The sequence below is a fragment of the Erwinia oleae genome (assembly GCF_000770305.1).
GTDB lineage: Bacteria > Pseudomonadota > Gammaproteobacteria > Enterobacterales > Enterobacteriaceae > Erwinia > Erwinia oleae.
The window spans coordinates 1-23,472 of sequence record NZ_JNVB01000071.1; the positions used below are offsets into that span (position 1 = coordinate 1).

At 58.4% G+C, this 23,472-nt stretch carries 14 protein-coding genes; 6 read left to right on the forward strand and 8 right to left on the reverse strand.

Annotated elements, in window-relative coordinates:
- Positions 1-1,129: MFS transporter (locus GS12_RS18570; protein WP_034949529.1), on the reverse strand; the 1,129-nt coding region annotated here is incomplete at its 3' end.
- A gap of 127 nt (positions 1,130-1,256) precedes the next feature.
- Between GS12_RS18570 and GS12_RS18575 the strand changes: the two genes are divergently transcribed.
- The 3 genes from GS12_RS18575 to GS12_RS18585 all read left to right on the forward strand — a co-directional run bounded on the left by GS12_RS18575 (position 1,257) and on the right by GS12_RS18585 (position 4,005).
- Positions 1,257-2,072 (forward strand): AraC family transcriptional regulator, encoded by an 816-nt coding sequence (locus GS12_RS18575; RefSeq protein ID WP_034949531.1) that lies wholly within the window; start codon positions 1,257-1,259, stop codon positions 2,070-2,072.
- Positions 2,073-2,249: 177 nt separating this feature from the next.
- On the forward strand, positions 2,250-3,434 hold the full coding sequence (locus GS12_RS18580; protein WP_034949533.1) for an NAD(P)/FAD-dependent oxidoreductase: 1,185 nt from the start codon (positions 2,250-2,252) through the stop codon (positions 3,432-3,434).
- Positions 3,435-3,477: 43 nt separating this feature from the next.
- On the forward strand, positions 3,478-4,005 hold the full coding sequence (locus GS12_RS18585) for an O-acetyl-ADP-ribose deacetylase (protein WP_034949536.1): 528 nt from the start codon (positions 3,478-3,480) through the stop codon (positions 4,003-4,005).
- A gap of 86 nt (positions 4,006-4,091) precedes the next feature.
- Here GS12_RS18585 and proP read toward each other — a convergent pair whose 3' ends face one another.
- Both proP and GS12_RS18595 read right to left on the reverse strand, forming a co-directional pair.
- Positions 4,092-5,528, reverse strand: coding sequence for a glycine betaine/L-proline transporter ProP (gene proP / locus GS12_RS18590; protein ID WP_034949538.1), 1,437 nt, complete (start codon positions 5,526-5,528; stop codon positions 4,092-4,094).
- Between the two features lie 283 nt (positions 5,529-5,811).
- Positions 5,812-6,537 carry an SDR family oxidoreductase gene (locus GS12_RS18595; protein WP_034949541.1) on the reverse strand — a complete coding sequence of 242 codons (726 nt, stop codon included), beginning with the start codon at positions 6,535-6,537 and terminating at the stop codon, positions 5,812-5,814.
- A 70-nt stretch (positions 6,538-6,607) separates the two neighbouring features.
- Here GS12_RS18595 and GS12_RS18600 point away from each other — a divergent pair, with 70 nt between their 5' ends.
- Positions 6,608-7,237 (forward strand): TetR/AcrR family transcriptional regulator, encoded by a 630-nt coding sequence (locus GS12_RS18600; protein ID WP_034949544.1) that lies wholly within the window; start codon positions 6,608-6,610, stop codon positions 7,235-7,237.
- A gap of 77 nt (positions 7,238-7,314) precedes the next feature.
- Here the strand turns inward: GS12_RS18600 and GS12_RS18605 are convergent, their stop codons facing one another.
- Genes GS12_RS18605 through paoA form a run of 5 tightly spaced genes read right to left on the reverse strand, consistent with a single transcriptional unit; the run spans position 7,315 to position 12,580 of the window.
- Positions 7,315-7,884 (reverse strand): nucleotidyltransferase family protein, encoded by a 570-nt coding sequence (locus tag GS12_RS18605; RefSeq protein WP_034949546.1) that lies wholly within the window; start codon positions 7,882-7,884, stop codon positions 7,315-7,317.
- Complete coding sequence (locus GS12_RS18610) at positions 7,884-8,816, reverse strand: XdhC family protein (protein WP_052118525.1); 933 nt, start codon at positions 8,814-8,816, stop codon at positions 7,884-7,886. Before GS12_RS18610 ends, GS12_RS18605 begins: the two co-directional genes overlap by 1 nt.
- 41 nt (positions 8,817-8,857) lie before the next feature.
- Positions 8,858-11,056 carry an aldehyde oxidoreductase molybdenum-binding subunit PaoC gene (gene paoC, locus GS12_RS18615; protein ID WP_034949547.1) on the reverse strand — a complete coding sequence of 733 codons (2,199 nt, stop codon included), beginning with the start codon at positions 11,054-11,056 and terminating at the stop codon, positions 8,858-8,860.
- A gap of 4 nt (positions 11,057-11,060) precedes the next feature.
- Positions 11,061-12,011 (reverse strand): FAD binding domain-containing protein, encoded by a 951-nt coding sequence (locus GS12_RS18620; protein ID WP_034949550.1) that lies wholly within the window; start codon positions 12,009-12,011, stop codon positions 11,061-11,063.
- A complete protein-coding gene (gene paoA, locus GS12_RS18625; protein ID WP_034949551.1) occupies positions 12,008-12,580 on the reverse strand; it encodes an aldehyde dehydrogenase iron-sulfur subunit PaoA in 573 nt (190 codons plus the stop codon). The genes GS12_RS18620 and paoA overlap by 4 nt, the downstream gene beginning before the upstream one ends.
- Before the next feature lie 373 nt (positions 12,581-12,953).
- Here paoA and GS12_RS18630 point away from each other — a divergent pair, with 373 nt between their 5' ends.
- Positions 12,954-14,681, forward strand: coding sequence for a ShlB/FhaC/HecB family hemolysin secretion/activation protein (locus GS12_RS18630; RefSeq protein WP_084089771.1), 1,728 nt, complete (start codon positions 12,954-12,956; stop codon positions 14,679-14,681).
- Between the two features lie 47 nt (positions 14,682-14,728).
- A complete protein-coding gene (locus GS12_RS18635) occupies positions 14,729-23,083 on the forward strand; it encodes a hemagglutinin repeat-containing protein (protein WP_052118524.1) in 8,355 nt (2,784 codons plus the stop codon).
- The last annotated feature ends 389 nt before the right edge of the window (positions 23,084-23,472 follow it).

Consider the following 23,472-nt stretch of genomic DNA (forward strand, 5'->3'; position numbering starts at 1 on the left):
CCAGCAGGGTACAGACGGTGAGCGGCACCGCCCAGCCATCCATCCGGTCATGCAGCAGCCCGGCCAGCGGCGGGCCGCCCGCTGCCAGCAGATAGCCTACGCACTGTGCCATGCCGGACAGCGCGGCGGCCTGAACGGCGTTTCCGGCGCGCAGGCTGATAAACGCCAGCCCCAGAATGATGCCTGCGCCGGTGCTGATGCCAATCAGCACCACCCAGAGCGTCGCCATCACCGGTATCATAAGCAGCCCGGTGAGGCCGACGGCGCCGGTCAGAGCAATCGCCACGCCCAGAACGCGCTGGTCGCGAAGTCTGGCGAGAATCGATCCGATAAAAAAGCCGGGAAGGGCGGAGGCGAGCTGGAGCACGCCGTGAAGCGAACCCGCCTGCGCCGCCGTAAAGCCCAGATTTTGCAGCATGGCGGGCAGCCATGAAACAATGATGTAATAGATGACAGAGTTAAGACCGAAGAACAGCGAAACCTGCCAGGCCAGCGCCGATCGCCATACCCGCGCCGGTGCGTGGGGATGCGCAGCGTCGTGGGTTGCGGCCACCGGATCGCGCTTCAGGCGCGGCAGCCAGACGATAAGCGCCACCATCGGCAGCGCCAGAGTCATCAGCAGTGCGGGTGACCATCCCGTATGAAAGAACGTTGTAAAGGGGATCATCACGGCTGAAGCCAATGCGGCGGCCAGCCCCATGGTCAGCGCGTACAGGCCGGTCAGGCTCGCGGCCCGGTGGGGAAGGTCCCGCTTTAGCAAACCCGGCAGCAGCACGTTGCCCAGCGCGATCCCCAACCCGATCAACAACGTGCCACCGAATAACCCCGCCAGCCCGGCGCAGGAGCGTATCATAATGCCCGCGACGACGATCAGCAGGGCAACAAACAGCGTGCGCTCTATGCCCAGACGGCGGCCAAAACCCGCCGCCAGCGGTGAGAAGAGGGCGAAGGCCAGCAGCGGCAGAGTCTGAAGCACGCCTGCCCTGGCGGCGGATAATGAGAAATCGTCGCGAATGCTTTCTAAGAGCGGCGCCACGCTGGTAAAGGGCGCCCGCAATGAGGTGGCAATCAGTAAAATACCGATGATTAACCCCATGTGTTTCCCGGAATTTTTTATTTTTTTACGCATGTTTATTGCTCAGGATCGAAAATCAGCCGCCACTATATCGGGTTGTGTTTATGACCTGATACCGATATAACATCAATCTGTCGCTAAATATCGCCACCCAATCACTCTCCACCCGGAAGGGAAACGCGTGCAGTCGCTGCCTGATTCACTGAAAGATTTCGACATCGATCTCAATCCTAACCCGGCCGTGGCGCTGAAGGTGCGCTCGGTGGACAACGAGGAGGAGATCCCGTTTCATGTTCATCGTAAAGGACAACTGATTTTCACCCTGCACGGCGGCGTCACCTGCCTGGCGCCGAAGGCATGGTGGATGGTGCCGGCAAACTGCGCCGCCTGGATCCCCGCAGGCTCGCTGCACTGCAACCGGGTGACCAAAAACGGCCAGGTGCTGTTTTTATACATCGAGCCGGACGTGTCAGGGATGCCCGAGGAGTGTTGCGCGCTGCACATCAGCCCGATGCTGCGTGAAATGCTGAAGCACTTTGCCACGCTGCCGCAGGACTATACCGCGACCAGCCAGACTGCCCGATTTGCGCAGGTGATGCTGCATGAGCTTTCGCTGATGCCCGTTGAACGGTTGAATCTGCCGATCAGCGATAACCCAAAAATTAAGCGGCTCGCCGACGCCCTGATGGCGAATCCGGCAGACAGCAGCTCTCTGGCGGTGTGGGCGGATCGCCTGGCGATGAGCAAACGCACTTTTGAACGCTTCGTACTGAAAGAGACCGGCATGACCTTTGGCCGCTGGCGACAGCAGCTTCAGGTACTGGTGGCGATCCGCCTGCTGGTCACCGGCACCTCGGTGCAGAATACCGCCTGGGAGTTAGGGTATGACTCCGTCACCGCATTTATTACCATGTTCAAAAAAACGCTGGGGAAGACGCCGGGACGGTATTTAAATGACTTATCTTATCTTTCCCGCCAGACAGCCCGCTGCTTCTAATATATTCCTTATGCCTCACCAGCCAGCCCGACAGGCGTTGGCAGGCTGCGGTTGCAGAGCCTCACCATGCTGAGATCGATAAATAGTATCAGGTTGAATTCACTGCATAACGCGGCGGAATATCTCTACACTTACAAAGAGTCAGAACAACAGACCGAAATTATACCGGGAGCAGAGATGGCAGCGAAGAAAATAGCAGTGATTGGTGCCGGAGTGCTTGGGCTTGCAGTTGCCCGCTCGCTGGCGCTGAAAGGCGCTGAGGTTACCGTTTTTGAACGGGGTGACATTGGTGCCGGAACCAGCACCACCACCTTCGCCTGGATTAATTCCAACGGGAAAAGCCCTGAAAGCTATCACCGGCTTAACGCGCTGGCGATCGACGAACACGTCAGGCTTCAGCGTGAAAGCACTACCGAAGGGCGCTGGTTGCTTGAAACCGGCACCTGGGAGTGGGCAACAAACGCTGACGATCGAAGGCGACTCAATGCGCGGGCAAACGAACTGATGGCGGTCGGCTATCCGGCCAGGCAATTCTCGCCTGAAGAGTTACAACGTCATATTCCTGAATTGCGTCTGGTTTCGCAGGACGCTGCCCGCTGGTATTTTCCGGGCGAGTGTCTGGTCACCCCGGGGGTGTTTCTGGCGTGGCTGACGTCAGAACTGCGCGCGCACAACGTGGAACTGAACACGCACCGGGCGGTTGTTGCTATGCAGGAGAACGACCACGGCGCCACAATCCATCTTGCCGACGGCAGCGCGTGGCAGGGCGACAGTATCGTCATTGCTGCCGGGCGCTGGTCGGCGGAGCTGACGGCGATGCTCGGCCAGCAGTTGGCCATGATTGACGCCTCCCGCCCCAATAAAATCGCCTGTGGCTTTCTGGCGACAACCACCCCGGTATTGACGCAGCTACGATCAAATCTGATTACGCCCGGCCTGAATATCAGACCAGAAGGCGGCGGTCGCCTGCTGTTACAGGCAACGGATCTGGACGTTTCAGCCGATCCGGCCAGGCCGCCTGAGCCAGAGGATAGTGTTGGTGAGGAAATGCTGAAAAGGCTGCGTCGCGTAATGGACAATATGGCGTCGGCGCGCATTGAGCGGATTGTGGTCGGCCAGCGCTCACGGCCTGCCGATGGCCTGCCGGGGCTTGGCTATATTTCTTCACGGCGCCGCGTCTACCTGATGGTGACGCACAGCGGCATGACGCTGGCGCCGCTGGTGGGGCGCCTGTGCGCGGATGAGATCGTCGATGATGAACGGTCTGCGCTTCTTGATGATTTTTCGCCGCAGCGGCTGCTGGGTAAGCGGGCAGAAGATTTTCCGGCTTTCCCCACGCAACATTATCCCGCCGCGCAATAGCATATTCCGCGCGGCACAAACCTGTAGGAAGAGGACAGAGCGCATGCAGAGAATCGAATTAATACAGGGTGATATTACCCGAATCGCCGCAGACGCCATTGTGAATGCCGCTAATTCCTCTTTGCTGGGCGGCGGCGGCGTGGATGGCGCGATACACCGCGTCGGCGGCCCTGAAATTCTGGCGGCGTGTCGGGCGATTAAAAACCGTCAGGGAGGATGTGAACCGGGTGATGCCGTTATTACCCCGGCAGGCAGGTTACCCGCAGACTATGTGATACATACTGTCGGACCTGTATGGCAGGGAGGAGACCGCGATGAGGCCAGACTGCTGAAAAATGCCTATATGCGCTGTTTCCGGCTGGTTGACGACTACGCGATCAAAACCGTCTCTTTTCCTAATATCAGCACGGGGGTTTATGGTTTTCCCAAAGCGCTGGCGGCTGACATCGCGCTGAAGGTTATTGACGCCTGCCTGCGTGAAAACAAGCGGATAGAGAAGGTCAACGTGGTCTGCTTTGAGTCAGATAACTACGAGATTTATCGAAAACTGCTCGCCGGGCGCGCAGAATAACCGCGCGTTTTTTAACGTCGTCGCGTCGTGCAGTGAAAGCGCATGTCCGGCAGCGCAGGCACCGCCGGACATCATACTCAGCAGGATCAGCGGGCTTTGGCTTTCTTTTTACCGCGTAGCTTGTCAATCAGCTTTTGCGCTTCCGCCTGCGTTGCCACCGCAGGCGATGAGCCGCTGAGCGGCTTACGCGCGGTTTCACGCAGCGTCAGCACGGTGATCAGGCCAATCACGCCCGCGCCCATCATATAATAAGCAGGCATCATCACGTTATGCGTGGTGTCCACCAGCCAAGCGGTGACCAGCGGCGTGGTACCGCCGAACAGCGAAACGGAAACGTTAAAACCAATGGCCAGTGCGCTGTAGCGAATATCAGTAACGAAAAGCGCCGGCAGCGTGGCGGGCATGGTGCCGCTGAAGCAGGTATGCAGGAAGCCGAGGATCGCCAGGCCAATAAACACCCACAGCATATTGCCGGAACCGATCAGCATAAAGCTGGGGATCGCCAGCAGCACCAGTCCGGCCGCGCCCAGCGCGATAACCGGGCGGCGTCCCAGACGGTCAGTCCAGTGACCCCACATCAGCGTCAGCGGCATCATCACAAACATAATAACCATCACCAGCAGCAGGCCGGTCATCTCGCTCATACCCAATACGCCGGTCAGATAGCTCGGCATATAGGAGGTCAGCATGTAGTTGGAGACGTTAAAGATCAGCACCAGGCCGATACATTTGAGCAGCTGCTTGCGGTGTTTATTCAACATCTGGAACAGGCCGAGCTGCGGCTTGCTGTGCTCCAGCGCTTCCTGCTTATCCATATGCTCTTTGAACGCCGGCGTTTCTTCCAGTTTGAGGCGAATATAAAGCCCGAAAAGGCCCAACGGCGCGGCAAGAAAGAAGGGAATACGCCAGCCCCAGGACATCATGTCATCGGTGGACAGCAGCGCAATCATTGCCGTCACCAGGCTGGCGCCCAGCAGATAGCCGCCCAGCGTACCGAACTCCAGAAAGCTGCCCATAAAGCCACGGCGTTTGTCCGTTGAATATTCGGCGATAAAGGTTGCCGCGCCGCCGTACTCGCCGCCGGTTGAAAAACCCTGAACCAGACGGGCGACCAGCAGCAGAATCGGTGCGGCGATGCCGATGGTGCCGTAATCGGGTATCAGCCCGATAGAGAAGGTACCCACCGACATCATAATCATGGTGATGGCGAGGATCTTCTGACGGCCAAAGCGGTCACCCAGCGGGCCAAACACCATTCCACCAATCGGGCGCACCAGAAAGGCGGCGGCGAAGGTGCCGAAAGAGGCGATCAGCTGCGCTGCGCCGCTGGCGCCGGGGAAAAAGACCTTGCCGATGATAACGGCCAGATAACTGTAAACGCCAAAGTCGAACCACTCCATGGTATTACCCAGCGCGGCGGCGCCAACGGCGCGTTTCAGCAACGTTTTGTCTATAACGGTAATATCATCGACGGTTAACTGACTTGATGGTGTTGGCTGGGAGGAGACGGTTTCGGTGCTCATATAACTCCTGAAAAAGCGAAGGGAGCAATCTTATAGCTTTCGCAGCCGTAATCTGAGTGGAAAAGAAAGCTATAAGAAGCGGGAGGCGATAGTGGTCACACAATAAATCAGCCAGCCACCTTAAAGAAAACTCTGATTGATCGCAACATTCTGGCTAAATATTCCCTACATAATAAGCATACCCCGGCAATCTGTCGGGGTATTTGAGACTTAACGTTATAATTGTTCAGGCTACTTCAGCGTCTCAGAGAGGGATAAAAGATCGGTTCGTCGCCGCGCGTCATCACCACGGCGTTGGGCCTTCCGGCGCGACAAACTGCCCTGAAACCGCATTTTGACCCAGCAGGGCATACTCCACCGGCAGTCTTGCGCCTTCTTCGACCGTGATATCGCCGCTGTGTCCGTTAAGATCGGTTTTCACATAGCCGGGGCTGACGGAGTTCACCAAAATGCGCGTACCCCGTAGCGCCTGTGTGAGCTGGACGGTGAGCATGTTCAGCGCGGCTTTAGACGCGTTGTAGCCCAGCAGTTGCGCGGAGTAATACGGAGAAGCAGGATCGCCGTTCAGGGTCAGCGAGCCGAGAGAGCTGGACAGGTTTACGATGCGCGCCGCCGCAGAGTTGTGCAGCAGCGGCAGCATGGCCTGCGTGACCGCCAGCGTGCCAATAAAGTTTGTTTCCATGATACGACGTACTGCATCGGCTGAGGTCAGGGTCGGCGGGCCGTCTTGCGCATCGACGATGCCTGCATTGTTGATCAGAATATCAAGCCGACCATACTCTTCAGAGATACCGGCAGCGGCAATGGTGGCGTGGTCGGTGAGATCGAGAGAAACGGTTTGCACAGAGAGCCCTTGCGTCAGAAGCGCGGCGACGGCCTCCTGACCGCGCGCCGCATCGCGGGCGCCAATGATAACGAAGACGCCAGCCCATGAAAGCTGACGTGCGATTTCCAGTCCGATGCCTTTGTTGGCGCCGGTGACAAGCGCAATACGCTGGGGAACGTTCATGAATGAATCCTTCTGATAATGGATGGCAACGATTATGATATGAAGGATCCTTCAGTTTGAGTATTCGCTTATGACGTTACCTTCACCTTCCCACCTGAGCGCCCGTAAAAAGCCGCGTCAGGCGCGTGCTGTGGCCACGCTGGAGGCCATTTTCGACGCCACTATTCAGGTTTTGGTTACCGAAGGTCCACAGCGGCTCACCACCACTCGCGTGGCGGAACGGGCGGGCGTCTCGGTAGGCAGCATGTATCAATATTTTCCGCATAAGCAGGCGCTGTTTTATGCCCTGAATGAACGCTACCTGGTGATGCTGGCGGACAGGGTTGTGGAGGTATGTCATTCCCGGCACGGCGGGCAGATTGCGCAGATGGTAACAGCGCTGGTCACCGTATACTGGGAAGCCAAAATGGCGCAGCCGGAGGTGACGCGCGCGCTCTATCGCTCGGTAGTGGAACTGGATAATCAGTCTTTGATTCAGGCGTTTATTCAGCGGGTAGATCAAGCGGCGAGGGAGATGTTCGCCAGTGCATCCGACGCGACCTTTATCAATCTGAACATTGTGGTGCTGACGCTGTTGACCACCATTTTCGGCGCGGTGCGCAGCGCGTTTGAACGCGATCTCACCGCAGAGGATGCCCGCGCCGTGCATGATCAACTGATCGTGATGTGTAAAGCGTATCTGCACGCATGCCAGCGATAAAGACGCGCATAAGCGACGGTGATACCAACAGAAAGTGAATCAGTCACCCTGGAATGCAGATAAAGGTTGTGAAGGGTTCAAACGTCAGATGAACGGCGATCGTTTAACCGTTTACGCGCTGCGTAAAGATCGTCAAGGGTATCAATATCGTGAACGATCCCGGCATCGTTGAGCATGATGTCCCGCACCTCACCCTGCGTTCGGGCTGTGCGCACGATGGCGGCGGCACCCACATCGCCGGAGAGCGCCAGCAGCGCTTCCCGATAATACTGACCAAAACCCACCGGATGGCCCTGGCGCCGATCGTAGTGCGGTACAACCAGAGGGGAATCCTTCAGCGCCATCGCGACATGTTGCAGCGTGGCTGCGCCAATCAGCGGCAGATCGCCCGGCAGAATGAGCCATCCGCTGGCGTCTGCCGTCGCCCGTACGCCCATCGCAATCGTCGCGCCCATGCCCACGGTGCCGCCTGGTGGTCGCACCACGTAGCTCTCCAGGCCGGCAGCGGCGACCGCAGCGAGGGTGCGATCCAGAACGGATCGTCCTGCCAGCATCGCCTCCAGCTTATGCCCCTCGCCGCCGGACGCCGTAAAGCGCTCGCCGCGGCCGGCGGCCAGGATCAGTACCACCGGTCCGTTACCTGACATCAGGAAGAGGCCTGTTGTCCGCGTGCCAGGGCGATATCGGCCATGACCGAGAACGCCAGCGAAACGGCATCTCTGGCTTTCGGAAAGATGCCGATAGGCGCTTTGATACGGGCGATATCGTCAGGCGACAGACCCCGCTGTGTCAGCAGCGCCGTTCGCCGTTGATGGGTCCGGTCGCTACCCAGCGCACCGATATAAAACGGCGCGGCGTTCAGCGCCGCCTCCAGCACGGGCAGCTCGCGCTCCAGGTCGTGATAGAGCAGCACAACCGCGCTGTCTTCATCTATCAGCGCCCCGGTCCCGCAGAGACGAGTGCCGTCGTGCGTATGCACCTCGTAACCCGCCGCCTGCGCGAGGCGGGCGGTGGTATCAATCGCCGCATTGCGGCCAAAAACGATGACGCGGGTGGTCGGACGATAGCCAGTTTCGAAAACGTTTTCCGTCCAGCCGGTTTGCGTGGCGCCGGAAAGGTGGCAAAGGGTTTGTGACTTAGCGTGGTAGCGTAATCCCGCCGGTTGACGTTGTGCGGTCGCGCTCAGCACCGCCAGCAGCGGGTGGGCCGAGCGTAATTTATGGATGTTCAGGACGATGCCGCCGCCGCACGGCAGCACAATATCTATCCACGGCGAACCCTGACCATAAACAATGTCGCGGTCGCGGTCGGTATGGATAACGTTCAACGCCTCATGGGCGGCAGCAGCCTCCACGCAGCCGCCAGAGATCACGCCGCAGTAAAGGCCATCTTCGCGCACGGCCATCTGCGCCCCCAGCGGGCGGGCTGAACCGCCGTCGATCCTGACTAAGGTGACCAGCGCGGCGGCCAGGCCGGCCTCCAGCGCGTCGGCGGCAAAACGCAGCACCGCCAGCGCGTCTTCGGTGAGAAAGGCGGCCTTCGGCGTCGGTCTGTCGTCGCGCGCGTCAATCCGCGAAATATCGTGCAGCACGGTTTTACTCCTCACAAATGCGGTATCCGTCACACGCTCTCCGGCAGCCTGTCGAGCAGCTTATCCAGCGTAATGGGATAGTCGCGCACCCGCACGCCGGTGGCATTGTAGACCGCGTTGGCAATGGCCGCGCCCACGCCGCACAGGCCCAGTTCACCCACGCCTTTGGCCTTCATCGGGGAGGAAACAGGATCGTCATCATCGAGGAAAATCACCTCCTGCTCGCCGATATCAGCATGGACGGGCACCTCGTAGCCTGCCAGATCGTGGTTAACGAAATAGCCCTGATGCGTATCCACGACCAGTTCTTCCATCAGCGCCGCGCCGACACCCATGGTCATTGCGCCGATAACCTGACTGCGTGCGGTTTTGGGGTTGAGGATACGACCCGCCGCGCAAACGGCCAGCATGCGGCGGATGCGCACTTCACCGGTCGCAACATCGACGCCCACCTCAACGAAATGTCCGGCGAAGGTGGATTGCTGAAACTGTTTATCCAGATCGCCAAACTCAATGGCGTCCTCAACCGTTATTCTGCCCGCGCGGGCGGCGTCAGTCAGCGGCACGCGTTTGCCTTGCGCCTGTACGTAGCCATCGGCAAACTCTGCCTGCTCCGCGTCCAGTCCGAGCTGGTGCGCTATGGTTTCACGCAGCCTGACGCACGCCGCGTACACGCCCGCGGTCGAGCTGTTGGCTCCCCACTGGCCGCCTGAACCCGCCGATACCGGGAAGTCGGAGTCGCCCAGCCGCACCACAACCTTGTCAAGCGGCACGCCCAGCATCTCCGCTGCCGTCTGGCCGATAATGGTATAGCTGCCGGTGCCGATATCGGTCATATCGGTTTCAACGGTGAGGGTGCCATCTGTCTCAAGATGCACGCGTGCGCCAGATGGCGACACCTGGTTGTTACGAAAACCCGCTGCCACGCCCATGCCGACCAGCCAGCGCCCGTCGCGCACCTGCGCGGGCTGTGCAACGCGACGCGACCACTCAAAACGCGCCGCGCCCTGGCGCAGGCAGGCGACGAGCTGGCGGCGGGAAAAAAAGCGTTGCGGATTGTTGGGATCGACCTGGGTATCGTTCAGAATGCGAAACTCAACCGGATCGATACCCACTTTTTCCGCGATCTCATCAACGGCAATTTCTAAGGCCAGCAGACCCGCTGCCTCGCCGGGCGCACGCATGGCGTTGCCTTCCGGCAGATCGAGCTGCGCCAGACGCAGGCCCGTCAGGCGGTTAGCGCCCGCATAGAGATAATTTGTCTGTTCGACCGCCGTTTCCGGCGTGCCGCCGGGCAGGTTGCCGGACCAGCTCTCATGCGCGATAGCCGCAATCTGCCCGGTTTCGTCAGTACCGATGCGAATGTGCTGAATAGTGGCCGGACGATGCGTGGTGTTATTGGCGATAAAGGGGCGGGTCAGCATCACCTTGACCGGGCGTTTTGCGGCCCGCGCGCCCAGTGCCGCCAGCAGCGCGTCGCTGCGCAGAAACAGCTTGCTGCCGAAACCGCCGCCAATAAATGGCGAGTAGATGCGCACTTTCTCTTTATCGATGCCCAGCGTGGCGGCCAGCTCTTTACGGCACCATGCAATCATCTGGTTAGACGTCCACAACGTGACCCTGTCACCGTCCCAGGCGGCCATTGACGCGTGCGGCTCCATCGCCGTATGCGACTGGTCGGGCGTGGTATAAGTGGCCTCATGCTGCACCGCCGAGGAAGCCCAGGCGCTGGCAAAATCGCCGGTGACAGTGTCTGGCGTATCTTCTGGCGCGCCGTTCACGCCCGGTTTCGCCGTCGCCAAATCATAGTTACCGTCCTGCCGTTCATATTCCACCTCAATCAGGTGGGCAGCGGCGCGCGCCTGCTCGAAGGTATCGGCCACCACCAGCGCAATGGCCTGGTGGTAATGCTCAATCTCCGGGCCGCCGAGCAGGTGGGCAGTATTCATCTCGCCTTTGCCCAGCTTACCGGCGTTTTCCGCGGTCACGATGGTGATCACGCCGGGCGAGCGTTGCGCAGCCGCAAGGTCCATTGACGCGATCCTACCCTTCGGGATCGCTGAACCGATGGCGTAGCCACAGGCTACGTTGGCGACCTCGTCATGCCATTCGTACGCATAGCGGGCGGTGCCGGTGGTTTTCAGCGGGCCATCAATTCGGTCGTGGGGCTGACCAATAACCTTCAGCCGATCGACAGGGTTTGTCGTTGCGGGTTTCTCAAATTTCATCGTGTCAGGCCCTCGCTTCCGTCAGCACGGCGGCGATCGTTCGCTCCGCCAGCAGCAGCTTGTAGGTGTTTTCGCGGGTGGGATGGGCATCGGCGAAAAGATGTTTGCAGACGGCCTGCGCGCCCTGGGGCAGCGCGGCGTCGGCATCTTCAACGCGCCACGGCTGATGCGCCACGCCGCCCAGTGCGACGCGACCGCTGCCGTCCGGCTGCACGATGGCCGCGACGGAAACCAGCGCGAAAGCATAAGAAGCTCTGTTACGCACTTTACGATAGAGCTGCGCGCCACCGACCGGCGGGGGCAGCGTCACTGCCGTAATCAGCTCGCCCGGCGCCAGCACCGTTTCCAGATGCGGCGTGTCGCCCGGTGCACGATAAAACGCCGCAATCGGGATAGTACGCTCCGCTCCCTGTGGGTCGACCGTTTCAATCGCGGCATCCAGCAGACGCATGGCCACGGCCATATCGCTGGGGTGGGTGGCGATACAGGCTTTGCTGGCGCCGACCACCGCGTGCTGACGGCTGTAGCCGTTCAGTGCCGCGCAGCCGCTGCCCGGCTGGCGTTTATTGCAGGGCTGATTGGTGTCGTAAAAATAGGCGCATCGGGTGCGCTGAAGCAGGTTGCCCGCCGTGGTCGCCTGATTACGGAGCTGGCCGGATGCCCCGGCAAACAGCGCGCGCGAAAGCACGGCGTAATCGCGCCTTACGCGCAGATCGGCGGCCAGGTCGGTATTGCGTACCAGCGCGCCGATACGTAATCCGCCTTCGGCGGTGGCGTCGATTTTATCCAGCGGCAGGCCATTAACATCGATGATGTGAGCAGGCGTTTCTATCTCCAGTTTCATCAGATCGAGCAGGTTAGTGCCGCCTGCAATAAACCGCGAGCCCGGTTTGTCGGCCGCGCTGCTGGCGGCCTGCGCGGCGCTGTTGACGCGTTCATAGGTAAAGGTTTTCATTCAGGCTGGCTCCCGGCCACGTCAGTGATGGCGGCAAGAATGTTGCTGTAGGCGCCGCAGCGGCAGATGTTGCCGCTCATCCGCTCGCGGACTTCTTCGGCAGTGAACTGCGGGGTCGCGAGGAGATCATCAGTCACGTGGCTGGGGATGCCAGCCTGTAATTCCTTCAGCATGCCGACCGACGAACAGATCTGGCCTGGCGTACAGTAGCCGCACTGATAGCCATCGTGCTTAATGAAGGCAGCCTGTAGAGGATGAAGATTGTCCGGCGTGCCCAGGCCCTCAATGGTGGTGATCTCCGCATCCTGATGCATTACGGCGAGCGTCAGGCAGGCGTTGATCCGCCGTCCGTTTACTATTGTGGTACAGGCACCGCACTGACCATGATCGCAGCCTTTTTTGGTGCCGGTGAGATGCAGATGCTCGCGAAGCGCATCCAGCAGCGTGGTACGCGTATCAAGATCAAGTTCATGACGTTCGCCGTTGACGGTAAATTTCAGGTGCGCCATTGTCGGGGGTGATGCTGTTTGATCGTGCGCTTTGTTCGTGCTTGCACCTTGTTTACACATGGTGAGCCTCCAGTATTGAAAAACTATAAAAGTGACATGCTGGCGTGTTCTTCAGAGATACCGACACGCTTCTGTTTACGAATAGTTAATAGTAGTCGGCTTTGCATGAAAGACCGCTGAACAGAAGGGACATTCAGCAATAACCGGCATGCCCGGCAGCACCAAAATGTTTATCCACGGAGTCCGATTCAGGTTAACGGTCGTTTTATGAGGGAAGGGGTGTTGAGTTTTAAACATTATTTGTCTACGATACAGGCAAAATTACCTGTTAAACGGGTTTAAAAAAGGCGATTTCGCTTACTCAGGTAGTAAAATCAGGGAAATGTCGACGGGATTGTCGGCGGATACTGGCATTTTTAACAAGGATTGTTTTATGTTGCGTTGCACGCTTGTTTCACGGTGCCTGACTGGCGCGCCGCCGATTGTTTTTCTTACCTCGCTTTTTGTCGCTGGCGTCTCCCAGGCCGCCGCAGGCGACAACCATGTTCCCTCCCTTGCCCTCAGCGACAAACCGCTTATTCAGCAACAGCAGCGGCAAAAAGCGCTGGAGCAACAGCTTATGCCTCCCGCGCCTGACGTACGACTCTCAACGTCAACGCCCGATCCCAGACGTATCATTTTCCCGCAGGAAACCCCCTGCTTCCCGATCGATCGGGTGCTGCTCAGCGGCAAAGATGCACTGCCTCACTGGCTGCCGTTGCAGCGCCTCAGCAATCAGGCGGCAGGGCAGTGCGCTGGCGGTAATGGCATTAATCTGCTGATGCGCGCTTTGCAAAATCGTCTGGTCGATCATGGTTACATCACCACCCGGGTGCTGGCGCCAGAGCAGGACCTGAAAAGCGGTGAACTGAAGCTGGTTATCGTACCAGGCAAGGTGCGGAAGGTGGCGCTGACGCCGGACAGCACTCACTCTGTCTCACTGTATGGTGCGTTTCCCGTTCACGCGGGCGATCTTCTCGATCTGAGGGACATTGAACAGGGGCTGGAGAACTTACAGCGCCTGCCGACGGTTCAGGCCAGCATGGAGATGGTGCCGGGCGAGCAACCGGGCGAAAGCGACGTGCTGTTAAGCTGGCAGCAGACAAAAATGTGGCGTATCGACGCCTCGCTGGATGATGCAGGGACGCGCAGCACCGGACGCTATCAGGGAGGGTTAACGCTGTCGCTGGATAACCCGTCCACGCTCAGCGATCTTTTCTATATTTCCGGCAGCAGCGATCTGGAAAATCACGCTGATAAAGGCACCCGTAACCTGACCGGGCACTATTCGGTGCCGCTGGGGTACTGGACGGCAGCTATTACCGCCAACAGCTACCAGTATCATCAGACCGTCGCCGGCCTCAATCAGGACTATCGCTATAGCGGAAAAAGCCACAGCGTGGACGTTCAGCTCAGCCGGGTGCTGCACCGCAGCAGTAGCCAGAAAACCACCTTTAACTGGCATGTGCTGGCAAAAACCGCGAAAAACTTTGTGAACGACACCGAGGTTAAAGTGCAGCGCCGCCGCACGTCTGCCTGGCGCATAGGTTTGCAGCACCGTCACTACATCGCGCAATCCACGCTGGATGCGGGCATCAGTTATCAACGCGGCACGCGCTGGTTCGGCGCACTACCTGCTCCAGAAGAATATGTTGGCGATGCCACTGCGTTGTCAAAAATCCTGCAATTTAACGCGCAGCTTGACGTTCCGTTTACCCTCGCCAGCCAGCGCGTTAACTACAGCCTCCGCTATCAGCGTCAGTTGAGCAACACGCCGCTGACGCCGCAGGATCAGTTTGCCATCGGCGGGCGCTGGACGGTACGCGGCTTTGACGGTGAGCGCAGCCTGAACGCCAATCGGGGCTGGTTTGTGCGTAATGATATTGGCTGGAGAACGCCGATCCCGTCGCAGACGTTATATCTGGCGGTGGATTATGGCGAAGTGGGCGGAAACGGCACGCAACATCTGGTGGGCAACCATCTGGCCGGTGGGGCAGTCGGCATGCGCGGCGCGGCCTTTACCATGAATTATGACCTGTTTGTTGCCGTGCCTTTCTCTAAACCCGACGGCTTCAAAACCGATCCCGTTTCACTGGGTTTTGCCATGAACTATTCGTTTTAACAGGTCGGGAACGCTGACCCGGTCACCTCTTCAGTAAGGATGCTGTGATGAACAAAAATTGCTTTCGTGTCATTTTTAATAAAGTGAGAGGCATGCTGATGGTGGTGGCGGATATCACCGTTTCCGGCCGGGTCGCTTCTTCCTCCTGTACGGACGTCGGCCCGACGCCGTGTAGCCGCCTTTTTGTATATCCAACGCTGCACTTTGCGCTGTTGCTGTCGCTGGGCTGCGTGACCCTTTCGGCGCAGGCGGGAGTGGTGGCCGATGCCAGGGCGCCCGGCAACCAGCAAGCGACCATCATCAACGCTGCTAACGGTACGCCGCAGGTTAATATTCAGACCCCCAGCCGTGGCGGCGTATCCCGCAACGTTTACAGCCAGTTCGACGTGGATCAAAAAGGCGTGGTGCTGAACAATGCCCGCGCCAACACGCAGTCGCAGCTGGTTGGCATGATAGCGGGCAATCCCAACCTTGCACGCGGGGAAGCGAAGGTGATCCTGAATGAGGTGAACGCCGCCAATGCCAGCCAGCTGAACGGGTTTGTCGAGGTTGCCGGGCAGAGGGCGCAGGTGGTGATCGCTAACCCGTCGGGGATCACCTGCAACGGCTGCGGGTTTATTAATGCGAATCGCGCCACGCTGACCACCGGTCAGGTACAGATGAATAACGGACAGATCGCGGGCTACGACGTTAACACAGGTGAAATCGTGGTGCAGGGCGCGGGCATGGAAAGCAGCCAACAGGACAGCACTGATTTAATTGCTCGCGCGGTCAGCGTCAATGCCGGGATCTGGGCCAGAGAGCTGAAGGTCACGACGGGCCGCAACACCGTTAACGCGGATCATAATGAGGTCACGGCAAAAGCGCCTGACGGCAGCACATCGCCGCGCGTGGCCGTCGACGTCTCGGCGCTCGGTGGGATGTATGCCAATAAAATCCGCCTGCTGGGAACGGAAAAGGGCGTCGGCGTTCACAATGCCGGTCATATCGGGGCATCGGCCGGGAACGTTGTCGTTAACGCAGATGGCAGCATCACCAACAGCGGCAGCCTGATGGCGTCAGCGCATCTCCAGCTTACCTCGCAAGGCAGCATCGGTAATAGCGGTAAGGCGTATGCCGCCGGCAACACGGATATCCATTCACGCGGTGCGCTGAATAACAGCGGGATAATCGCCGCCGGCCGTGACACCACGCTGAACGCTGCCGCCATCAACAGCAATGCTGCCAGTACGCTCGGTGCCGGTATTGACGTTAACGGTACAAAAGGCGGCGCCGGTAATCTCACACTGAGCAGCCAGGCAGACCTGACGGTAAACGGTAAGGCGATAGCAACGGGGCAGCTCGTGGCGGAGGGCGCGGCTGTCAACGTCAGCGCCAGCCAGATGCAGGGCCGTGATATTTCTCTGCGGGCGGATAGCGGCGATATCAGTACGTCAAATGCCGTAGTGGAAGCGACGAACGGCTTCACCGCTTCTGCGAAGGGGAAACTGACTAACCGCAGCGGTAGCATCTCGGCAGGCACGCTGACGTTAACCGGTGCTGCGCTTAACAATCAGCAGGGCGTGCTCCAGCAACTGGAGCAGCGTGACCTCTCCCTGTCATTCGTTAACGGCATTGATAATGCGGGTGGTACGCTTGCCGCCAATGCGAAAAATTTCACGATCAACGCCCCGATTTTTAATAACCAGCGGGGTTCGCTACTGCATCTGGGTGAGGGCGATCTGACGCTTTTCAGCGCAGAGACAGACGGTTCGCAGGGTGCAATGCTGAGTAAAGGCAGTCTGAATCTTAACAGCGGGAAACTGGTGCTGGATAACGCGACCACCGAGGCCAGTCGCCTTTCGTTAACGGCAACCTCCTTTTCTCATCGTCAGGGCGAAATGCGCCAGATCAGCAGCGGCGCAATGTCTGTCGCCGTTGACGGCACGCTGGATAATCAACGCGGCAGCATCGCCACCAATGGCGATCTCAACCTGCGTGCGGCAGACCTCAATAATCAGGCCGGTAAACTGCTCACCGGCCAACAGGGTGGGATGCAGATTGAGACGCAGAACCGGCTCAACAATGAGCAGGGCATGGTAGCGGCGGCTGGCGCGCTATCGCTGCTCGGCAACGGGCTGAATAATCAGGCAGGATTGCTCCAGTCCGGTGCCGCCATGACGATAGATCTACACAATGGCGATCTTGATAACCGCAACAGCGGCAGTAACGGCGGCATTGTCAGCTACAGCACGCTTTCACTCAGTGCGGGCAATATCGATAACGCGGTCGGATTTATCGCAGCGGGCGATGATGCGGCGATCACGGGACGCCGCATCAGTAATCAGCAGGGAGTGATGGCAAGCGATGCAGGCCTGAATCTGACCAGCAGCGTGATAGATAACCAGGGCGGCAGGGTGCAGGCAGGCAACGCGCTGATCGCGACGGCGGGTGCAGGCATCGATAATACCGCAGGACTGTTTCGCAGCGGAAATAGCCTGCTGCTCACGACAGACAAGCTCATCAACAGCGAGACTCAGGGTGAAAATAGCGGTATTGCCGGTGCGTCGGTAACGCTTAACAGCACCGTTGTGGATAACACTATCGGTAGCGTACGGGCGAGCGATCTGCTGGAGATCAATACCGCCACCTTGCTGGATAACAGCGGTGGAATTTTATCTTCCGGTTCGGTGTTGGCGGTTAACGGGGGAAATACGCTGACGTTTACCAACGGTGCGGGGACGCTGATCGCCGGAAGCGCGCTCAACCTTAATGCAAATGCACTGAGCGGCGACGGCCGCGTGCTCTCTCAGAATGCGATGACGCTGGTCATGCAACAGGCATTTTTCAATCAGGGCGAGGTGATCGCCAGCGGTGATATGACCTTTAACCTTGGCGGCAGCGGGCTGGTGAATCAGTCACTTATTCAGGCTGGCGGCAGCTTAACACTCGGCGCCGGAAGCCTGGACAACCAGCAATCCGCCGAAATCAGCGCCACAGAAAATCATCTGTTGATCAGCGGTAATCTGATCAATCGCGGGCTGCTTGACGGTGGTTTTACACATATTGTCTCGGCATTACTGACTAATATCGGCAGCGGTCGCCTGTATGGCGACCGGATTGCGCTGCAAACCAGCACGTTAAATAACCTCGCTGAAAACGGTCAGGCGGCGACGATCGCAGCCCGCGAGCGGCTGGATATTGGCACGCAAACGCTGAACAACCGTGATCATGCGTTGATCTACAGTGGCGGAGACGTTGTTATTGGCGGCCTGCTGGACGGCAATCAGAAAGCCACCGGTAAAGGTTCTGTACTCAATAATCACAGCGCGATTCTGGGATCCGCAGGAAACATGACGCTCGACATCGCAGAAATTAACAACATTAATGACCATCTGGTGACGGAAACAGTCGTGGTTGAGCAATCTTTCCACCATGAAGCCGTGCTTAAGGATTCCACAAACCGTTTCGACTGGGCGGACATCGATACCAGCGGTAAAAATAAATATGGCGTACATGAGGCAATCATGCCGGACGGCACGCGTGGACGCACGTTTTACGAATATGAATATCAACGTACCATTACCGAAACGCAGGTGAAAGAGAGCGATCCGGGGCAGCTTATCGCGGGTGGTAATCTGACCATCAACAGCAATCGGGTAAACAACCATGACAGCCGCATCGTTGCGGGTGGTCTGCTCGGCGGCGCAATCGGCGCACTGAATAATATCGCCACCGTGGGCCAGCGTATCATTACTGATGTGGGTACTCAGGTGCGCTGGTACGCCAAAAAGACCAGTAGTTCGACCGGGCCGACCAAAACCTCTCAGGGAAAAGATCGCAGTGGTTACCAGCCAGCGACAATCATGCAAACCATCGACCTGCAAACAATGGCCTGGCAGGGGAATACATCGGCAAACAGCAACGGCGTCACGATTGGCAATCGAGAGACAACGGTGAAAGTTATTGACCCCGACGCGGCGGACATCGGGCAGACGGCCATATCCCTGCCGCCAGGGCAGATTGTGGAAATCGTCCAGCCGAAGGACAGTAGCGATAGCATGGTTATTCGCGCCATCGCACCGGACACCACGCTGCCTGATAACAGCCTTTTTACGCTTCACCCCAACAGCGATGTGCCTTATCTGATCGAAACGGATCCGCGCTTCACTCATCAGAATAAGTGGCTCGGCAGCGATTACATGCAGAATCAGTTCACACAGGATGCGAATAACGTGCTGCGGCGACTGGGCGATGGCTATTATGAACAGCAGCTTATTCGTCAGCAGGTGCTGGCGGTGACGGGTAACCGTTATCTGGCGGGCTACCACAGCGACGAGGCGCAGTATCAGGCGCTGATGGATGCCGGGGTGACCTTTGCTAAAGCACACGGGCTGAAGCCCGGCGTGGCGTTATCGGCGCAGCAAATGGCGCTGCTGACCAGCGACATGGTCTGGCTGGTTGAACAGACGGTCACATTGCCGGACGGCCGCCCGGAGAAGGTGCTGGTGCCGCAGCTATACGCACGCGTGAAGCCGGGCGATCTGGACGGCAGCGGCGCGCTGCTGACGGGGAACGGCGTTGCACTGGCGGTCAGCCACGATCTGACTAATAGCGGACATATTAATGGCCGTTCCGTCATGCAACTGACAGCGGATAACCTCAACAACAGCGGTTTTATTGGCGGCGACAGCGTTGACCTGCGCGCGCGCGCCGACATCAATAATATCGGCGGTACGTTACAGGGCGGCAGCAGCCTGATAGCCATCGCGGGTCGCGATCTCAACAGTATCAGCACAACGGGCGGCAGCGGCGGCAACATCACCTTTGACCGCCCGGCGGGCATTTACGTGCAGGCGGATAACGGTACGCTTGGCTTACAGGCGATGCACGACATCAACCTGACCGCGACGCAAATCAGCAATGCGGGTACAGAGAGCCGGACGCAGATTGTTGCCGGACACGATCTGAACCTGAACACGCTGACCGTCACGAAAAGCGAACGCGGCGACTGGGGCGGCGGTAACAACCGCAGCCTGACGCAGAGCACGGATGTGGGCAGCCAGATAAACGGCGGGGGCGAGGTGTCGTTGTCGGCCGGTCATGACCTGAACGCCCGCGCGGCGGCAGTGACCGCAGAGGGGAACCTCAGCGCGGCGGCGGGGAATGATATTGCGCTGACCAGCGGCAATGCGTCATATCACCTGGTTGATAACAGCCACCAGCGCAGCGGCGGAATGCTTTCGCATAAATCGGTGACCATGCATGACGAGGTGCAAAGCCAGACTGCCGTCGGCAGCAGCTTCAGTGGTGACAGGATCATCATGCAGGCCGGACGTGACCTGACGATGAGCGGCAGCAGCGTGGTGGCGACGCAGGATGTGGCGTTGTCTGCCGTGCGTAACATCACCCTGACCACCGCCGATGAGACGCGGCAGGAGAATCACTGGCGTAAAGAGAAGAAAAGCGGGCTGTCGGGCACGGGCGGTATTGGCGTCACGGCAGGCAGCAGCACGCTGAAAATCACCGACGTTGCGGCAACCCACAGCAGCGCGGGCAGCATTGTCGGCAGCACCGGCGGCAGCGTTAATCTCAGCGCAGGCAGCGCCCTGACGGTGAAAGGTTCTGACGTGCTGGCGGCCAAAGACCTGCACCTGACCGGTAAAGAAGTGAACATTCTGGCGGCAGAGAACGGCAGCACGCAGACGCACACGGTGGAGCAGAAGCAGAGCGGTCTGACGCTGGCGCTGTCCGGTACGGTGGGCAGCGCGATTAATACGGCGGTGTCGGGCGCCAGCGATGCCAGCACGGAAAGCAGCGGTCGTCTGGCCGCCCTGCTGGGGATGAAATCGGCACTCAGCGGTGTGCAGGCGGCACAGGGCATATCGCTGGCTGAAGCGGGCGGCAGCGAAGGCAGCGTGATTGGCGTCAACCTTTCTTACGGCAGCCAGTCGTCAAAATCAGAACAGACGCTGACGCAGAACCAGAGCCAGGGCAGCCGGCTTACGGCGGGCAATAACCTTAACCTTCACGCGACCGGCACCGATATTAACGTTCAGGGCAGCCAGTTGCAGGCAGGGAAAGATGTGGGCCTGAGTGCGGCGCGGGACGTGAATCTTTCCTCCGGACTGAACAGCCAGACGCTTGATGGCAAAAATGAGAGTCACGGGGCGTCAGTGGGCGTGGGGATCAATTTCGGCCAGGGTGCCAATGGACTGTCGCTGAACGCCAGCGTTAATAAAGGCAAAGGCTCTGAGACCGGCAACGGCACCCGCCATGTTGAGACCACCGTTAACGCCGGGAAAAACCTGACCATCAGCAGCGGCCGGGACACCACCCTGACCGGCGCGCAGGTCAGCGGCGAGAAAGTCATGCTGGACGTGGGGCGTAACCTGACCCTGACCAGCGAGCAGGATACCGATAACTACGATTCGAAGCAGCAGAACGCCAGCGCGGGCGGCAGCGTGAGCATGGGCGGCGGCAGTGGTTCGGTGAACCTGAGCCGCGATAAAATGCACAGCACTTATGAGAGCGTGCAGGAGCAGACGGGTATCTTCGCCGGTAAGGGCGGCTTTGATATCACGGTGGGAGAACACACAGAATTAACGGGTGCGGTTATCGGCTCGACGGCGACAGCGGATAAAAACCGGCTGGAGACGGGCACGCTGGGCTTCAGCGATATCCGCAACAGCGCGGAATATGAGGTTGAGCACCAGAGCGCGGGCGTCAGCAGCGGCGGTAACACGGGCGGTCAGTTCGCGGGCAACATGGCCAACAGCCTGCTGGTGGGCGTCAACGGCAGCGGAAGTGACAGCTCCACGACGAAATCGGCGGTGAGTGACGGCATTATTATCATTCGTGACAGTGACAATCAGAAGCAGGACGTGGGCGAGCTGAGCCGCGATGTTGAGCACGCCAACCAGACCCTTTCCCCGATATTTGATAAGGAGAAAGAGCAGAACCGGCTGAAAGAGGCGCAGCTGATAGGGGAAATCGGCAGCCAGGCAGCGGATATCGCGCGGACCCAGGGAGACCTGGAAGGGCTGAAGGCGAAGAAAGACCCCGCCGCCCTTCAGGCCGCCAGAGAACAACTCGCCGGTCAGGGCAACCTGAATCCCACCGCCGAGCAGATAGCGCAGCAGGCCTACAACACGGCGATGGCCCCTTACGGCACCGGTTCTGCCCTGCAACAGGGCATCCAGGCGGCGACGGCGGCAATCCAGGGTCTGGCAGGTGGTGACCTGGCAAAAGCATTAGCCGGAGGTTCCGCGCCGTATATCGCCGGGGTTATCGGCAGCAGCGGGCTGGACGATACCGGTAAGGTGCTGGCTCATGCAGCAGTCAATGCAGCTCTGGCAGCGGCACAGGGTAACAACGCCCTGGTCGGGGCAGCTGGCGCGGCCACGGCGGAAATGGTCGGGATGATCGCCCTGAACGCCTACGGGAAACCGGTTAGTGAACTGAGTGAGAGCGAGAAGCAGACGGTGAGCGCACTGGCGACGCTGGCGGCAGGTCTGGCCGGTGGGTTAGCCGGGAACGGTACGGCGGATGTTGTGGCCGCAGCCCAGGCAGGACAAACCACCGTGACCAATAATCTGCTTGGTGCAACCTCCTCCGATAAGCTCGACAAAGTCGTGGAGAAAATCAAACAGGGCGACAGGTCTTTAGCCGCCGCTAATGAACTGATCCAGCTGGAAAACGCCGATAAACGCAGTGATGCACTGGTCTCGAAATTTACCTCCAATCCTTCACAGATGAACAGCTCAGAACAGGCTGAACTGGCCGCTTATCTCCGCGTTTATGCTTCTGAAATGGAACAGGCATATGGCACAGCCGTGGCGCAGGAACTGGTAAAAGGACTGCTGTCGGGCCAGGATTATATAAAACGCAATCCTGACTCAGAAGCAATGTCACAGGCGCAGACCATTATGAATACCTGGGGTTATCATAAATCCAATGCCAGTATTGGCGATGCACCGTTGATATTTGGCAGCAGCGTGCTGGGCAGCACGATAAAAGAAGGGATGGCACTGAATGCGGCGATTGGTGTGGGCGTAAATACCGGTGTGCAGCTTAGTGGAAATGATCCGTTCAGCTATGTTGATGCAATTATGGCTGGCGTGACGTCTGCTGCTACTACCGGGAAAGGTCTTATCCCATCAGCCGGGATCAATATGGGCGGAGCAGCGATAGGCAGTGGGATAAAAGGAGAAGATCCGACGAATTCGGTGGCAGGTGCTGGCGCGGGTACTGTAGCTGGAGGTATTGGTGGCGCCATAATAAAAGGCGTAACGTCGAAAGTTGCAGAAGAGGCTGTTTCTGATTTAACAGGCGCTATTGGTGGTAGCTATATCAGTGAGGAAACAGGAAATTTTGTAAAAGGTCACTTAGATGAAAAGGGAAAAAATGAAAATGAAAAGTAATTTTTTCCTACTAATCAAACTGATGCTTATGTGCCTGATATTATTTTTATTTTTTAATTTTATATCAGTACTTCTTGCGTCAGTGATTATTTATTTAAAAAAAGGTTTTTTCCCATTCAGTTGGGAAAGTGTTTTTGTATCTTTCTTTAAGTCCGGTTATGTTGGCGGCCTTATTTTGGGCTTTGGAATCTGGATAAAAATTTGGTTAAAGGAAAGAAAGAACCAGAAAGTTCCACCTGAATAACTCACCAATCCCAGCCCTATCGGCTGGGATTTTACTTTATAACCCGTCAGTTACCTTCACTTCTCAGCCGCCTCTGCGGCGCGGCAACCAGTTCAATAAACGCCGCTATCTCCCGCTGCTTACGGTCTGAGAGCTTCTTACAGGC

Coding starts and splice junctions, on each gene's coding strand:
- GS12_RS18605 (WP_034949546.1), bottom strand. CDS start 7,884: ATGTCAGGTAACGGACCGGTGGTACTGATCCTGGCCGCCGGCCGCGGC.
- GS12_RS18620 (WP_034949550.1), bottom strand. CDS start 12,011: ATGAAAACCTTTACCTATGAACGCGTCAACAGCGCCGCGCAGGCCGCC.
- GS12_RS18595 (WP_034949541.1), bottom strand. CDS start 6,537: ATGAACGTTCCCCAGCGTATTGCGCTTGTCACCGGCGCCAACAAAGGC.
- proP (WP_034949538.1), bottom strand. CDS start 5,528: ATGAGCACCGAAACCGTCTCCTCCCAGCCAACACCATCAAGTCAGTTA.
- GS12_RS18585 (WP_034949536.1), top strand. CDS start 3,478: ATGCAGAGAATCGAATTAATACAGGGTGATATTACCCGAATCGCCGCA.
- paoA (WP_034949551.1), bottom strand. CDS start 12,580: ATGTGTAAACAAGGTGCAAGCACGAACAAAGCGCACGATCAAACAGCA.
- paoC (WP_034949547.1), bottom strand. CDS start 11,056: ATGAAATTTGAGAAACCCGCAACGACAAACCCTGTCGATCGGCTGAAG.
- GS12_RS18600 (WP_034949544.1), top strand. CDS start 6,608: ATGACGTTACCTTCACCTTCCCACCTGAGCGCCCGTAAAAAGCCGCGT.
- GS12_RS18635 (WP_052118524.1), top strand. CDS start 14,729: ATGAACAAAAATTGCTTTCGTGTCATTTTTAATAAAGTGAGAGGCATG.
- GS12_RS18630 (WP_084089771.1), top strand. CDS start 12,954: ATGTTGCGTTGCACGCTTGTTTCACGGTGCCTGACTGGCGCGCCGCCG.
- GS12_RS18580 (WP_034949533.1), top strand. CDS start 2,250: ATGGCAGCGAAGAAAATAGCAGTGATTGGTGCCGGAGTGCTTGGGCTT.